Source organism: Streptomyces sp. NBC_00988 (assembly GCF_045162645.1).
Classification (GTDB): domain Bacteria; phylum Actinomycetota; class Actinomycetes; order Streptomycetales; family Streptomycetaceae; genus Streptomyces.
In genome coordinates, this window is record NZ_CP108730.1 from 5824572 (window position 1) to 5839493 (window position 14922).

Genomic DNA, 14922 nt, shown 5'->3' on the forward strand with positions numbered 1-14922 from the left:
CGGTTGCGGCCGGGGGCTTCGGCGTGTGCGGGACGCGGCGCGGCGGACCGGGAGTCGGGGAACGCGGCACCGGGGGACGGGAGTTGAGGGAACGCGGCCCGCGGGCCGGGAGTTGAGAGAACACGGCGCGGGGGCCGCACAGGGGTGTCTCAGCCGCGTATGGCAATGTGCCGGGATCAACAGTCGTTGGCCCCTGGAAGGACAGCGAGCCCTATGTCGTTCGGACCGTCCCCCGCCGGTTTCGGGCCTCCCCCACCTCCCGCCTGGACCCCGCCGACCGAGACGGAACGCGCGCTGGCCGAGGCGAGGGCGCGCGGCGACTGGCCCGCGTACTACGACGTACTGGCCCGGGTCCGCCTCTACTACGTGATGTCGCGCGAGGCCTACGACGCCCAACCGGACCGTACGCACCGCACGTTCGCCCGCGACCCCCGCACCGGCGCGGAACGCTGGGAACTCCTCACGGACGGCATGCTGCCCGCGCCCCGCCCCGACCTGGTGTACTCCCGCGCCTCACTGCGCGGGGTGGCGGACGCCTGGAACCCGCAGTGCCCGCCCACCCTCCTCATCAACCCCGGCTCCCCGTGCGAACTGGCCCTCCCCTACGGCCCCCCGGGCGCGACGGACTGGTCACGCGCGGCGGAGCGAACCGGCACCCCCGACACCTCCATGCGCCTGCGCGCGCTCCACGTCGGCGGCGTGCTCCACGGCCCCGTGGCCCACGGCCTGGCCTGCGGAGCCCTCCTCTGCGTGAGCAACGGCTCCCTGTGGAACGCGTTGGCCTGGCACGGCAGCGGCTACGACGGTGAGCGCCGGCGGCTTCGCGAGTGGTGGGGCATCACCACCCGCGCCGAGTGGCAGCACCACCTGCGCAACCTGCTCGCCTGCGAAGCGTCCAGCTCCGTATGGGAGTTCGCGCTGAGCCTGCGCCGCACGATCGCCCGCGACTTCGGCGGCCACGTGGACACCGGCTACTGGCGCCAGGCGGTGGCCACGGTGATCCGCGCCAACTCCGAAGGCTCCACGGTGATCACGGAGGACGGCGTCACAAAGACCGACCCCCGCCCCGCGTCGGAGACCGAGGCCCGCATCGAGGGCGTACAGCGCCTGATCGGCCGTATCACCCGTTACGAGGCCCGTATGCGGGCCGACGGCATCCTCGCCGAGAACCGCCACGTCACCTCGGTGGAGGCCTGGGACCTCGGCCGAGCCTCGAAAATGGCCCGCTGGGGCCTGGGTGCCCGCTTCGCCACCCTCCCGGAGACAGAGTCCGCCGTCATCCGCACCGGCCGCGCCGCCGCCCTCGCCTACCGCTCCTGGCCCGACTTCTCCGCCGGCTACATCCTCGGCCGCTGCCTCCACTTCGACGAGGAGGAGTTCGGCGACTGGTACCAGGACATGGTCTCGGCCCACCGGATTCTGACGTCGGAGGCGGGGAGTCCTTGGCTGAACATTCCTTTTCGGTAGCTGGACATTCCTTTTCGTCAGCGGAGCGGGGTGAACGGAGCCCGGCGGAGCCCCCGGCCGCTAGCGTGCCCCCATGTTCCTCGAACCGCTCACGCCGACCGAGGCCGGCGCGCTCCCCGGCGAGTTGCTCACCGAGCTGACCGCCCTCTACGCCTCGAACCACGCGTTCCACGCCCTGAGCGGTGACTTCCCGGACCCGGAGGACATCCGGCCCGAGCAGGTGGCGACCGCACTGGCCGACGAACTGGCCGACCCGGACGTGGAGGTGCTGCTCGCCCGTAGCGCCGGGCGGCTCGTCGGGATCGCGATCACCCTCGGAACGCATCCCGACCCGGACGACGAGGACCCCTGGATCGGGCTGCTGATGATCGACGCCACGCAGCAACAACAGGGACACGGACGGCAGTTGGCGTCCCTCGTCGAGGACCGCTTCCGCGAGGCCGGCCGAACCGCCGTACGCCTGGCCGTCCTCGACAACAATCCCGACGGCCTCGCCTTCTGGACCGCCCTCGGCTACGGCGTCATCGACCACCGCCAGGACCGCCAACTCGGCCGCTCCTGCGCGGTGTTGCGCAAGCAGCTCCGCAAACTCCGCCGTGCCGCGCGCGTCGCCGTACTCGACCCCTCCGGCTCTGTCCTCCTCTTCCTGCACGACGACTCCGCGAACGGCACCCTCTGGGCCCTGCCCGGCGGTGGCATCGAAGGAGACGAGACCCCGCACGAGGGTGCCCTGCGAGAGTTGCGGGAGGAGACCGGCTGGACCGACCTGACCATCGGCCCCCTCCTCTGCACCCGGGAACGCGACTTCACCCGCGTCGGCATCCACATCCGGCAGCACGAGCACATCTACGTCGCCCACGGCCCCCACCGCGAACCCAGCGGCCCCGACCTCGCCACCGCCCACGCCGAGGACGGCATCCTCGCCTGGCAGTGGTGGACGCGGGAGGAGTTGCGTGGGGCGACCGAGTTCGGTTGGCTGCCCGAACTCGCGGGGCTGCTCGACGAGTTGGAGCAGCGGGGCTGACGGGTCGGGAACGACGAAGGGGATGAGTGGACGGATGGGGCAGGTCAGGGGCGGGCCGGTTTCCCGTCCCCGTACAGCCAGTTCTTCCAGATTCCGCTGAAGTCCTTACCCGGTGCCATCTTCTCCACGTACGCCGTGAAGTCCGCCGTGTTCGCGTTGCCGTAGCGGTGGGTGGCTGCCCAGCCCTGGATGATGTCGTAGAAACGCGCGTCGCCGACCGTCCGGCGGATCTTGTGGAGGACCATCGCGCCGCGTTCGTAGACGGGGCTGTCGGAGATGTGGGCGGCGGAGGTGGGGCGGGCCGGCGGGAAGGCCCAGATCGCCTCGCTGTCGGACGGGTCGTCGTAGTAGGTGCCGTCGTAGAGCGCGTCGAAGGTCTGCTGGGCGGTGTCGCCGTCGTGGTCCTCGCTCCAGAGCCATTCCGCGTACGTCGCGAAGCCCTCGTTGAGCCACATGTCGCGCCAGGTCTTCGGGGTGACGGAGTCGCCGTACCACTGGTGGGCGAGTTCGTGGACGAGGGTGGCGGTGTCGGGAGCGCCGGGGAAGAACGGGCGGGTCTGGGTCTCCAGGGCGTAGCCCGCGTCGCCGCGGCGGTCGACGATCGCGCCGGTGGAGGAGAAGGGGTACGGGCCGAAGTTGTACTCCTCCCACTCCATGATCTCGGGGAGCTTCGCCAGCACCTTGCGGCTCGCTGCCGCCTCCTGCGGGTCCACCGCGACGTAGACGGGGAGGCCGTTCTTCGTGGTGGTGCGGGTGATGTCGTAGTGACCGATCGCGAGCGTGGCGAGGTAGGTCGCCATGGGCTGTGCGGTGTGCCAGGCGTACGTCGTCGTGCGGGCGGCGCCCGTCCCCGTCGTCGTCTCGCTTCTCAACTCGCCGTTGGAGACCGCCTGGAGGCTCTTCGGGACGGTGACCGTGATGTCGTACGACGCCTTGTCGGAGGGGTGGTCGTTCGCGGGGAACCACGCCATCGAGCCGGTCGGTTCGCCGAGCGCGAGCGCGCCGTCCGCCGTGGGCAGCCAGCCCTCCTCCGAGCCGTCGGGGTCGGTGATCGTCCCGGGGGTGCCGGAGTAGTGGACGGTCGTCCTGAACGTCCTGCCCTTGGGGAGGGTGGCGGGTGGGCGGACCGTCAGCTCCTGGCCAGTGCGGGTCCAGCACGCGCTCTTGCCCTGCACCGTCACTGACTTGACCTTCATGCCCTTGAGGTCCAGGTCGTAGGCGGAGAGGTTCTGGGTGGCCCGGGCCGTGATCGTCGCCGTACCGGTCAAGGGAGTTGAGGTGTCCGGGGTGTACGCCAGGGTCAGCGCGTAGTGGGTCACGTCGTAGCCGCCGTTGCCCGCCTCGGGGAAGTACGGGTCGGCTGCGCCCGCGCTGCCGGGGGTGCCCTGTACGCCTCCTGTTCCACCGCACGCCGTCAGGACGAGGGCCAGCGCGCACGCGGTGACCGCGGGAACAAGCCGTGTGGGAACAAGCCGTACGGATCGGGACACGTGCGCGATCCTACGAGTTCGGGACTCATCGCCCCGGGCGTCCGCCCGGAGTCCGAAGCCGGACCTCGGATATCCCTCGCCCTCCGCCCCTCGCCCCTCATACGCTCGGCTCCGTGCCCCGCTCATCCAAGAAGCCCCGCCGACTCGTCGCCGACGGACGCACGTACATGTGGAACCTGCGCCACAGTCACAGTCACAGCGGCTCCGTGGGCTGTGTCCACACCCTCACCCTGAATCCCCAGCCGGCCGGCACCAGCGGGGCGCTGCGGATCGTCTTCGTCGCGGGGCCGGGGCGGTTCGTCCCGGGCGGGGCCCCCTTCGGTTCCGGGGACGTGGGCCACGTCCGCGGCGCCTCCCTCAACCTCCACGAACCCGGCGCCGTCCGCGCCCTCCTCGACGCCGCGTCGGCCCGCGGGTGGCTGCCGGGGCCGGGAGAAACGCGGGCGGTGGAGGTCGACGGCTGGGCCCTGCTGGAGGCTGCCGCCGCCGTACGGGAAGGGGGCGGTGAGCGTCCCGCGGAGCCTGGTGAGGGGCGTGACGAGGGGCACCGGGAGGGGGCCTCCTGAGGGGGGACTCCGGCTGACCCTGGACCTCGCTGACCGTGACACCATCTCCTACGTGCTCGACATCGGCTACGCCCTCTCCAACCGCTTCCCCGACCCCCCGCAGACCGACTACCGGCGCGCGGACGTCCACGCGCTGCGGCACGACCTGTTCTGCGGTGACGTCTATCTCGCCGACACCAAGGCGGACCGGGAAGTGTCCACGGCGTGGGGGTGGGTACCGGTGCTCGACTTCGCGTGGGCGCTGTGCGACATCGTGGAGCGGATCGACCAGGACCCGGCGGGGTCGCGGGCGTCCCGGCCGCAGCGGGCGGAACTGGACTTCACCGAGTCGACCGACCGGATGCTGTTCGAGCGGCGGTTCGGGTGGGTGGATGTCGAGGCGGACTGGATGCGGCGGGACGAGGAGGCGTTGACCTTCTCGCACGCCGAACTCCGGCGTGAGGTGCGGGACTTCCTGCACGATCTGATCGCCGACCTGGTTGATCTGCACGAGGACCTGGGCGAGAACCCGGCGATCTGGACGTTGCAGGCGAGGTTTCCCCGGGTGCCCTGAGCTTCCTAGCTGCCCTGAACTCGTGGCGCCGTCCCTGGGGGCTGCGCCCCCAGACCCCCATCGGCCCTGAACGGGCCTCGTCCTCAAACGCCGGACGGGCTGAATAATGTCGGCCAGCGCTGAAAAGTGACGGACGGGCTGGGTATGGCGGCCTGCGTGGAGAAGGCGCCGGACGGGCTTGGGGGGCGCCCCCTGCACTGAAAAGTGCGCCCGTCAGGAACCCCCACTCACCCCGCTCACCCCTCCACCCGAATCCCCATCTGCACAGCCAACACCGGCGCCAGATCCAGCAGTTGCCCCATGCTGATCACCGCCCCGGACAACCGCTCAACCCCCCGCGCGATCTCCAACTGCACCGCCCCCCGCAGATCCACATCCGTGAACGTCACCCCCGTGAAGTCCGCCCCCTTCAACGCACAGTCCACGAACTCGACGCGCTCCAGCCGTGCATCCAGAAAATCCGGCTCGACAAGGACGCAACCCTCAAAAACGACATCCCGGAGCTTCGCCTTACGCAGGTTCAGGTAGTCGATCTTGCCGCCCCGGATCACCACCCGCTCCAGCACCGCACCGTGCAACTGCACCCCGCCCATCCGCGCGTCGATCACCTCGACGTCACGCAGGGTCGACTCCGCGAGGTCGGTACCGACACCCCGTATCCCGGTGAGGACGGAGTCCAGCACACGCGCGTGATGCAGCCGCGTCTCGTCCAGCGCGCAGTCCGTCAGCGCGCAGTCCATGAACCGGGCGCCCCCGCCGTCCTGCCCGACGAAGTCCTCGTCCCGGAACTGCAGCCCGTCGTAGTCCCCGTCCGGCTCCAACTCCCCGCCCCCGTAAGCCTCCAGAGCCGGCAACCGCACCTCCGGCCGCCGCGCCCCCTTCACTCCACCCGCACCACTCGCCGCTCTCCTCGCCATGCCCCCCATCCTGCACCCCACCACTGACATCGAGGCCGGCTGACACTTGACCTCAAGCACGCTTGAGGTCGAAGAGTGACCCCATGCACGCCATACGACTCCACGCCTTCGGCCCCGCCGAAAACCTCACCTACGAACCCGTCGACGCCCCCTCCCCCGCCCCCGGCCAGATCCGTATCGCCGTCGCCGCGGCCGGAGTCCACCTCCTCGACACCGTTCTGCGCGCGGGCGAACAGGGCCCGCTCCCCGAACTCCCCGCCCTCCCCACCATCCCCGGCCGCGAAGTCGCCGGTGTCGTCGAGTCGCTCGGGGACGCGGTCGCCGGGCTGTGGCTCGGGAAGCGGGTGGTCGCGCATCTGGGGTTCGCGCCGGGCGGGTACGCGGAGTCGGCCGTGGTCGATGTCGACCGGGTGCACGAGATCCCGGCGAACCTGGACTTCGCACAGGCCGTCGCGATGATCGGGACGGGGCGTACGGCGATGGGGATCGTGCAGTTCAGCGAGCTGGACGCCGACTCCGTGGTCGTCATTCCGGCGGCAGCGGGCGGGCTCGGGACGCTGCTCGTGCAGTACGCCAAGCAGGCCGGTGCCACGGTCGTCGGTCTCGCGGGCGGCCCGGAGAAGGTCGCCCTCGTGCGGGCGAACGGCGCCGATCTCGCCGTCGACTACACGGACCCGGAGTGGCCGGGGAAGGTACGGGCCCGGCTGGGCGGGCGGCACGCGACGGTCGTGTTCGACGGGGTGGGAGGGGCCGTCGCCAGGGACGCCGTCGGGCTGCTCGACGGCACCGGCGGGCAGCACCTCGTCTTCGGCTGGTCGAGCGGGCAGCCGTACGCCCTCGAAGGGGTGTCGGAACGGGTGCTCGGCCCCGTGATGATGCGGAAGGCCGGCGGACCCAGCCCCCTCCGGACGCTGGAGCTGCGGGCCCTCACCGAGGCCGCCGCGGGCCGACTCGTACCGGCCGTAGAACGATTCCCACTGGCCGGGGCGGCGGACGCGCACCGCGCGCTGGAGAACCGTAAGACAACCGGAAAGGTGGTCCTGGAGCCATGACCACACCGAACACATCGCCCGACGCATCACCCAACACATCGCCCGGCACATCACCCGGCACATCATTGAACATACGAGCGAATACGACTGGGGATGCGATACCTGCCGATTCATGGTCTTCTGACCAGATGAGCGTCACCCAATCAGGTGAATCAAGCGCAGCTACCGGCCCCGATCCCCGCCGCTGGTGGGGCCTGGTGATCATCGCTCTCGCGCAGCTCATGGTCGTCCTCGACGCGACGATCGTGAACATCGCGCTCCCCTCCGCACAGCGCGACCTGGGCATGTCCGACGGCAACCGGCAGTGGGTCATCACCGCGTACACGCTCGCCTTCGGCGGGCTGCTCCTGCTCGGCGGGCGGATCGCCGACCTGGTGGGCCGCAAGCGGACCTTCATCATCGGCCTCATCGGCTTCGCGGGCGCGTCCGCGCTCGGCGGCGCGGCCACCACCTCGGGCATGCTCTTCGGCGCCCGCGCCCTCCAGGGCGTCTTCGCCGCCGTACTGGCCCCCTCCGCGCTCTCCCTCCTCACCACGACCTTCACCGACCCGAAGGAACGCGGAAAGGCCTTCGGGATCTACGGCGCGCTCGCGGGCAGCGGTTCGGCGATCGGGTTCATCGCGGGCGGGCTGCTGACCGAGTACCTGAACTGGCGCTGGTGCCTGTACGTCAACATCCCCATCGCGATCATCGCCGTCTTCGGCGCCTTCGCCCTGCTCCACGACCGCCCCGGCCACTCCGGCGCCCGCCTCGACGTACCCGGCGTACTGCTCGGCTGCGGCGGACTCGTCGCGATCGTCTACGGCTTCAGCGAGGCGGAGCCGCGCGGCTGGACGGACTCACTGGTACTCGGCCTGTTCGCGGCCGGTGTCGTACTCCTCACGACGTTCGTGTGGTGGCAGACGAGGGCGCCCAGCCCCCTCCTCCCCCTGCACATCGTCAAGGACCGCAACCGCGCCGGCTGCTTCCTGACCATGGGCCTCGCGGTCATCGGCATGTTCGGCATGTTCCTGTTCATGACCTACTACCTCCAGGTCATCCTCGACTACTCCCCCGTGAAGACCGGCATGGCGTTCCTGCCCCTCACGGTCGCGATCATCATCGGCTCGACCCAGATCTCGGCCCGCCTGATGCACCACGTCCCGCCGCGCACCCTGATGGTGCCGGGCGCGGTCCTGGCGGCAGCCGGCATGTCCTTCTTCACCCGCCTCACCGTCCACTCGGACTACACGACCGAACTCCTCCCCGGCCTCCTCCTGATGGGCCTCGGCATGGGCCTGATCTTCATGCCGGTCTTCGCCACCGCCACGGCCGGAGTCGCCCCGCAGGACTCGGGCGTGACCTCCGCGACCGTCAACACCGCCCAGCAGGTGGGCGGTTCGATCGGTACGGCCCTCCTCAACACGATCGCCACCACCAGCAGCGCGGCCTACATCGCCGCCCACCTCCACACCCCGGCCCAGAAGGCCCTCATCACCAGCAAGGGCATCGTCCACGGCTACACGGTCGCCATCTGGTGGGCCGTAGCCGTCATGCTCCTCGCGGGCCTGGTAGCGGGCCTGATGGTGACGGCCCGAGCCCCCAAACACGGGGCGACGGCACAGTCACCGGCGCCGGAGTCGGCGTCCGAGTCGCTGACCTGACCCGAGCGGACCGCAGGCCGCGTACGGCGGCAAGGCGACGTGTCGGGGGGTGTCCGCCCGCAGCGGTTGGCGCGTCAACACGGGTGACTCGGTGAGCGACGGTCCCCGCGCCAATCCGAGGACGGATACCCCCCGGGCGCGGCGCCGACCCACGACGAACCGCAGGCGAACCACCCACTCACCGACACCCAGACACAGCCCCGCACCCGAAAACGACAGCCCGCCCCCCGGGGGCTTCAGTGCCGCCCCGCCACCCGATCCGCGAACTGCGCCAGCCGCGACGACTCCGCGCTGTGCCCGCCGAGTTCACGCCGGTCGGCCGCGCGGTAGGTGGCGTACATCCCCTGCACCCCCAGCCAACGCAGCGGCTCCGGCTCCCACTTGCGCACCTTGTGCCCGACCCACGGCAGCCCGGTCAGGTCGGTCGCCCCCGCCTGCCCCGAGTCCAGCTGGACCAGATCCCGCAACGTCCGCCCGGCGAGATTCGTCGTGGCCACCCCCGACCCGACGTAACCCCCGGCCCACCCCAGCCCCGTGGACCGATCCAACGTCACCGTCGCGCACCAGTCCCGCGGCACCCCCAGCACCCCCGACCAGGCGTGCTCGACGCGCACCCCCGCGAGCGAGGGAAAGAACCGGACAAGGATCTCGCGCAACGCCTCGACCGTCGCCGCCTGCGTCCGCCCGTCGTTGTCCGTCCTCGACCCGAAGCGATACGGCACCCCGCGCCCGCCCAACGCGATCCGCCCGTCGGCGGTGCGCTGCGCGTACATATACGCGTGCGCCATGTCACCGAGCGTCTCCAGACCGCTCCACCCCACCGACTCCCACTGCGCATCGGTGAGCGGCTCGGTCGCGATCATCGAGGAGTTCATCGGCAGCCAGGTCCGCCGCTGCCCCTTCAGGCTCGCGGTGAACCCCTCGGTGCAGCGCAGGACGTAGGGCGCGCGGACGGTCCCGTACGGCGTGACCGCGTGCTTGGGCCGGATCTCCGTCACCGGCGTCGACTCATGGATGACGACGCCCAGCGCCTCCACCACCGCCGCGAGCCCCTTCACCAGCTTCACCGGATGCAGCCGCGCCCCGTGCGGCGTCCACGTCGACCCGACCGCGTCCACGACCCGGATCCGCTCCGCGGTCTCGCGCGCGCCGTACAGCTCACGGTCGGTCTCGCCGTACGACAACTCATGCTCGTGAAAAGCCTTCAACCGCGCCAACTGCGCGGGCGTACAAGCGACTTCGAGCACCCCACCCCGATGGATGTCGGCCTCGATCCGCTCCTCCTCCGCGACCCTGACGACCTCGGCGACGGTGTCGTTCATGGCCTTCTGCAGACGTACGGCGGCGTCCCGGCCCTGGAGTGTGGCGTACCGGTCGCGCCCCGCGATGCCGTTGTACAGCCAGCCGCCGTTGCGCCCCGAGGCGCCGTAGCCGCAGAACTTCTGCTCCAGGACGGTGACCCGGAGGAAGGGGGCCGCCTTCTTCAGGTAGTACGCGGTCCACAGGCCCGTGTATCCGCCGCCGACGATCACGACGTCGGCGGACGCGTCACCGGCGAGGGGCTCCCGTCGCGCCGGGAGGCCGTCGTCCGCGTACCAGAAGGAGATGCCGCCGTTCACGACACCGCTCACCGAGCTGCTCATGTCCGGACGCTAACCCCTCAGGGCGGCCACTGTCTCCTTCGGATTCCATGCTTTTCCGCAGCCCCTGACCAGCGGATAACACGCCAGCCCGATCATCACGGAGGTGAAATGCCCGAGATCGGTGAAGGTACGGCCGGTCGCCAACGGCACCCCGTAGACGGCCAGTACGACCAGCAGATACGGGTACCGCCACGGCACCGCGATCCGGTACACGAGCACCCCCACCACACCCGCCAGCGCGTAACTCACCCCGATATCAAGGGTGTCGACGGCCGACTGCGGCGCCATGTCGTTCTTGATCGCCCACAGCAGCGCGCCCTCGCTGATCAACGAGGCCAGCACATGCGCGGCCACACACACCATCAGCCACCGCGCCGTACCGAGCCACCGCTCGGCCTGCGCGTGGAACACCGTGTACAGCACGGCGTACGGCAGCCAGCGCCCCCCGTCTATCCACATCGCGCTCGCGAACAGCACCCGCACCGGGTTGTTCGACAACTCGTGGATGTTGGTGGACCGCTGCCGCAGGAACTCCTGCTCGAACTCCGGCGACATGTGGTGCATGGCGACCGTGGTGACGAAGAGGATCCCCAGCCAGACGTAGGTGCCGGGGGCGCTGCGGACGTACGCCCACACCCTGTGGAGGCCCCGGGTAATTCGCATGAGCCGATTCACGCACGCAAGTATCGTCGGAGGCGTGATCGACATCCCGGCCGGACTGGTCGCCAGTTACGAGAGTTTCGGCGGGAAGGCGGGAGAGGCCTTCGCCGCCGCCCTCCGGGAGCGGGCCGAGCGGTTCCTCGGCCAATGGGAGCTGCGCCTCGACGGACCATCGATGAACGGCCGGTGCGCGCTGGTCCTGCCCGTGCTGCGGGCGGACGGGACGCCGGCCGTGCTCAAGCTCCAGGACGTGGACGAGGAGACGGCCGGGGAACCGGTCGCCCTGCGGGTCTGGGACGGCGACGGGGCCGTACGACTGCTGGAGGCCGACGCCGACACGGGCACGCTGCTGCTCGAACGGCTCGACGCGGGGCGGGTGTTGGCGGATCTGCCGGACTCCCGCGAGGCCACGCTGGTCGTCGCCCGGCTGCTGGCCCGCCTGACGGCCGTAGAGGCACCGGCGGGGATGCGGCGGCTCGGTGACATCGCGGCACAGTGGCCGCACCGGACCTCGGCAGCACTGCCCCGCGTCTGTGACCCGGCCGAGCGGCGGCTGATCGCGGACTGCGCGGCGGCGGTGCGGGAAGTCGCCGGCGAACCCGGCGACCGGCTGCTCCACTGGGACCTGCACTTCGAGAACGTCCTGGCCGCGGACCGCGCTCCCTGGATCGCCATCGACCCCAAGCCGCTCGCGGGCGACCCCGGCTTCGACCTCCTCCCGGCCCTGTGGAACCGCTTCGACGCGGACGAGGTCGGATGGCGGTTCGACGCCATGACGGAGGTACTCGGGCTGGACCGGGACCGGGCACGCGCCTGGACGCTGGGCCGGGTGCTGCAGAACGCGCTGTGGGCGGTGGAGGAGGGGCGTCCACCGTCGCCGGATCACCTGGAGATCGGCCGGCGGCTGCGCGGGTAGGTCTGTTTCTCACGCCCAGGCCGGTGTCCAGGTCTCCGTGTCGTCGGAGTGACCGGGCCCGCCGCCGTCGTGGAGGTGGTCGCGGAGGGCGGCCAGCCCGGGGTGCCGGTTGTCGCGGTGCCGGACCAGCGAGTGCGGGTAGGCCGGGGTCGGATTCCGTACGGCGATACGGCGCAGGTCGTGGCCGGCGGGCCAGACCAGGCGGGTCTGCTCGCCGACGAGGGTCGCCAGCGAACGCGAACCGGCGATGGTGTCCAGCAGCGGCTCCACCCCGAAGTCGGGCCCGGTGCTCTCGATGCTGAGCCCGAACGCGGCGGCGAGCGCGTCGTAGTAGGCGGCCCACTCGGTACCGGGCACGAGGCCGGGCATCCAGATCCGGTGCCCGACGAGGTCGGCCGGGGTGACGGTCCGGGCGGCGGCGAGCGGGTGGGCGGGGCCGGTGAGGAGCTGGACGGGCTCGTCGAAGGCCCGGCTGACCTCGATGTCGTCGGGGAGCCGGCGGCCGGTCATCGTGACGGCGCGGAAGGACGCGTCGACCGTGCCGGAGCGGATGGCGTCCACGGCCGCGTCGGCGTCGAAGAGGGTCACGACGTCCAGCTCGACCTCGGGGCGGGCGCGATGGAAGTCCCGTAGCAGGGCGGCCGGGGCGAGCCCCCGCCCGATCACGTCGACGCGCAGCGCGCGGTGACCGGGCCGGACGGAGGCGAACGCCCGCGCCTCCGCGCGCAGCAGTTCGCGGGCGTGCGGCAGGAACGCCCGCCCGTCGACGGTCAGTTCGGCCCCGCGCGGGGTCCGCGCGAAGAGCCGTACGCCTACGGCCCGCTCCAGCGCGGCGACCCGCTTGGAGACGGCCTGCTGGGTGATCGACAACTCCGTGGCCGCATGCTGGAAACGGCCCGCGTCCACGATGGCCACGAAGGTGCGCACAGCGTCGAGATCCACGTCGGCGACGATAGTGGAGGCCACTGACAATCAACGCCCACCTGCTGACACAACCAGGGGTTGTAGCTTTCCGGCGAGTCGGTTGTTTGATCTCGGCGTCCGGCACTCGCTTTGATGCCGGTGGCCGAAGTCAGGTCGGGGTCAGGGTCGGCGGGTGCGGGCGAGACGTAGGACGGGTGGGGCGGGGATGGCGGGGAGACGGGCGCTGGGGCGCCGGTTCGGGTGGCTGTGGGCGTCGTTCGCGGTCAGCTCGTACGGCACCGGGCTCGGGTTCGGCGCGTTCTCCTTCATGGCGATCCTCGTGCTGCACTCCGGGCCGACCCAGGTGGCGGTGCTGGCCGCCTCGGGGCGGGCGGTGGGCGCCCTGGTCGCCGTACCGCTGGGGCCGTGGGTGGAGTTCCGCCGCAAGCGGCCGGTGATGATCGCGATGGACCTGACCCGGTTCGCGGCGCTGCTGACGGTCCCGGTCGCGTTCGCGTTCGGCCTGCTCACGTTCGCCCAGCTCCTCGCGGTCTCCGTCATCGTCGCCGCGGCGAACATCGCCTTCAACGCGGCCAGCGGCTCGTACCTGAAGGCGCTGGTACCGCCGGAGGACCTGCTGACCGCGAACTCCCGCTTCGAGTCCACGACTTGGACCTCGACCATGCTCGGGCCGCCGCTCGGCGGGCTCGCGATCGGACTGTTCGGCCCGGTGACGACGGTGGTGGCCGACGCGGTCAGCTATCTGCTCTCGGCGCTGGGCATCCGTGCCATCGGCGGGACGGAACCGCGCCCCGAGCGGAGCGGAGCGCCGCGGCTGCGCGCGGGCGATCTGCTCGACGGCTGGCGCTACATCCTCGCCCACCCCACCCTGCGCCCGCTGCTCTTCAACGCGATGACGGTCAACGGCCTGATCATGGCCGCGGAACCGCTGCTCGCCGTACTCCTGCTGGGTCACCTCGGCTTCTCTCCCTGGCAGTACGCGCTCGTGCTCGCGGCCTCCTCCGGGGCCGGCGGCTTCGTCGGCTCCCGCCTCGCGCGCCCGCTCGCGGCCCGCTTCGGGCAGCACAGGGTGATGCTGGTCTCCGGGGTACTGCGCGCGTGCTGGCCGGTCGGCCTGGCGTTCGTCCGCCCCGGACTCCCCGGGATGCTCCTCGTCACCGCCGTCCAACTCGGCCTGGTGACCTGCATCGGCGTCTTCAACCCCCTCCTGGCCACCGCCCGGCTCACCCACACCGCCCCCGACCGCGTGGCCCGCACCCTGACCGCCTGGTCCATCAGCACCAGCGCGGCGATCGCGACACTGACGGCCACGTGGGGGCTCCTGGCGGCGACCACCACCCCGCGCACGGCGATCGCGCTCGCGGGCGTCCTGCTGCTGGCGAGCCCGCTGCTCCTCCCGCGCCGCGAGCACGCAACCCACGACCCCGGCAAGGACCCGAGCGCGTCTACCCTCTCGGCATGATCCGCACCGCGACCCCCACCGACATCCCCGTCATCCACGCCCTGATCCGCGAACTCGCCGCCTACGAAAAGGAACCCCAGGAGGCGAGGGCGACCCCGGAGCAGCTCCACGAGGCGCTCTTCGGCCGACACCCGGGCGCCTACGCCCACATCGCGACCGACGACACCACCGGCGAGCCGGTCGGCTTCGCCCTCTGGTTCCTCAACTTCTCGACCTGGCGCGGCGTCCACGGCATCTACCTGGAGGACCTGTACGTCCGCCCCACCGCCCGCGGCACCGGCCACGGCAAGGCCCTCCTCACCGAACTCGCCCGCATCTGCGTCGACCGCGGCTACGAACGCCTGGAGTGGTCCGTCCTCAACTGGAACCGCCCCGCGATCGACTTCTACGAAGCGCTGGGCGCCCGGCCCCAGGACGAGTGGACGGTGTACCGGCTGACGGACGGGGCGTTGAGGCAGCTGGGAGGCGGAGGGAGCACGGGCCGGTGAGCGCCCTCGGGTGGTGGCCCTGCCGATGATGGTCCTGTCGGCCCGACTGGGCGCCTGTGGCGGGGAGTTGGGGGTCGACGGCGAAAATTCGCGCGCACGATCATGCCGAGACTGGGC

The 14922-nt window shown here is 71.2% G+C and carries 14 protein-coding genes; 9 read left to right on the top strand and 5 right to left on the bottom strand.

Annotated elements, in window-relative coordinates:
* Window positions 1–213 precede the first annotated feature (213 nt).
* A complete protein-coding gene (locus tag OG496_RS26475; protein ID WP_405972645.1) occupies window positions 214–1467 on the top strand; it encodes a DUF1266 domain-containing protein in 1254 nt (417 codons plus the stop codon).
* A gap of 73 nt (window positions 1468–1540) precedes the next feature.
* Window positions 1541–2491 carry a GNAT family N-acetyltransferase gene (locus tag OG496_RS26480; protein ID WP_405972646.1) on the top strand — a complete coding sequence of 317 codons (951 nt, stop codon included), beginning with the start codon at window positions 1541–1543 and terminating at the stop codon, window positions 2489–2491.
* A 44-nt stretch (window positions 2492–2535) separates the two neighbouring features.
* On the opposite strand, the gene OG496_RS26485 is transcribed toward OG496_RS26480, so the two are convergent.
* A complete protein-coding gene (locus OG496_RS26485) occupies window positions 2536–3981 on the bottom strand; it encodes a M1 family metallopeptidase (RefSeq protein WP_405972647.1) in 1446 nt (481 codons plus the stop codon).
* Window positions 3982–4148: 167 nt separating this feature from the next.
* Between OG496_RS26485 and OG496_RS26490 the strand changes: the two genes are divergently transcribed.
* Together OG496_RS26490 and OG496_RS26495 are read left to right on the top strand one after the other, a co-directional pair.
* Window positions 4149–4547 (top strand): hypothetical protein, encoded by a 399-nt coding sequence (locus tag OG496_RS26490; RefSeq protein WP_405976711.1) that lies wholly within the window; start codon window positions 4149–4151, stop codon window positions 4545–4547.
* A gap of 52 nt (window positions 4548–4599) precedes the next feature.
* Window positions 4600–5100, top strand: a complete 501-nt coding sequence (locus OG496_RS26495) for a hypothetical protein (protein WP_405972648.1) — start codon at window positions 4600–4602, stop codon at window positions 5098–5100.
* 236 nt (window positions 5101–5336) lie between these two features.
* Here the strand turns inward: OG496_RS26495 and OG496_RS26500 are convergent, their stop codons facing one another.
* Complete coding sequence (locus OG496_RS26500) at window positions 5337–6017, bottom strand: pentapeptide repeat-containing protein (protein ID WP_399396027.1); 681 nt, start codon at window positions 6015–6017, stop codon at window positions 5337–5339.
* 83 nt (window positions 6018–6100) lie between these two features.
* Between OG496_RS26500 and OG496_RS26505 the strand changes: the two genes are divergently transcribed.
* Both OG496_RS26505 and OG496_RS26510 read left to right on the top strand, forming a co-directional pair.
* A complete protein-coding gene (locus tag OG496_RS26505; protein WP_405972649.1) occupies window positions 6101–7069 on the top strand; it encodes a zinc-binding dehydrogenase in 969 nt (322 codons plus the stop codon).
* A 128-nt stretch (window positions 7070–7197) separates the two neighbouring features.
* The gene (locus tag OG496_RS26510; RefSeq protein ID WP_405972650.1) at window positions 7198–8712 is read left to right on the top strand and encodes an MFS transporter; all 1515 of its coding nucleotides are present in this window, start codon (window positions 7198–7200) and stop codon (window positions 8710–8712) included.
* A gap of 236 nt (window positions 8713–8948) precedes the next feature.
* On the opposite strand, the gene OG496_RS26515 is transcribed toward OG496_RS26510, so the two are convergent.
* Both OG496_RS26515 and OG496_RS26520 read right to left on the bottom strand, forming a co-directional pair.
* Window positions 8949–10355 carry an NAD(P)/FAD-dependent oxidoreductase gene (locus OG496_RS26515; RefSeq protein WP_405972651.1) on the bottom strand — a complete coding sequence of 469 codons (1407 nt, stop codon included), beginning with the start codon at window positions 10353–10355 and terminating at the stop codon, window positions 8949–8951.
* Window positions 10356–10364: 9 nt separating this feature from the next.
* Complete coding sequence (locus tag OG496_RS26520) at window positions 10365–11018, bottom strand: rhomboid-like protein (protein ID WP_405972652.1); 654 nt, start codon at window positions 11016–11018, stop codon at window positions 10365–10367.
* Here OG496_RS26520 and OG496_RS26525 point away from each other — a divergent pair.
* Window positions 11017–11931, top strand: coding sequence for an aminoglycoside phosphotransferase family protein (locus tag OG496_RS26525; protein ID WP_405972653.1), 915 nt, complete (start codon window positions 11017–11019; stop codon window positions 11929–11931). The genes OG496_RS26520 and OG496_RS26525 overlap by 2 nt on opposite strands.
* Before the next feature lie 9 nt (window positions 11932–11940).
* Here the strand turns inward: OG496_RS26525 and OG496_RS26530 are convergent, their stop codons facing one another.
* Complete coding sequence (locus OG496_RS26530; RefSeq protein WP_405972654.1) at window positions 11941–12873, bottom strand: LysR family transcriptional regulator; 933 nt, start codon at window positions 12871–12873, stop codon at window positions 11941–11943.
* A 187-nt stretch (window positions 12874–13060) separates the two neighbouring features.
* Here OG496_RS26530 and OG496_RS26535 point away from each other — a divergent pair, with 187 nt between their 5' ends.
* Together OG496_RS26535 and OG496_RS26540 are read left to right on the top strand one after the other, a co-directional pair.
* The gene (locus OG496_RS26535) at window positions 13061–14317 is read left to right on the top strand and encodes an MFS transporter (RefSeq protein WP_405972655.1); all 1257 of its coding nucleotides are present in this window, start codon (window positions 13061–13063) and stop codon (window positions 14315–14317) included.
* Window positions 14314–14805: a GNAT family N-acetyltransferase gene (locus OG496_RS26540; protein ID WP_399396018.1), complete on the top strand. Its 492-nt coding sequence runs from the start codon at window positions 14314–14316 to the stop codon at window positions 14803–14805. The genes OG496_RS26535 and OG496_RS26540 overlap by 4 nt, the downstream gene beginning before the upstream one ends.
* Window positions 14806–14922: the final 117 nt, after the last annotated feature.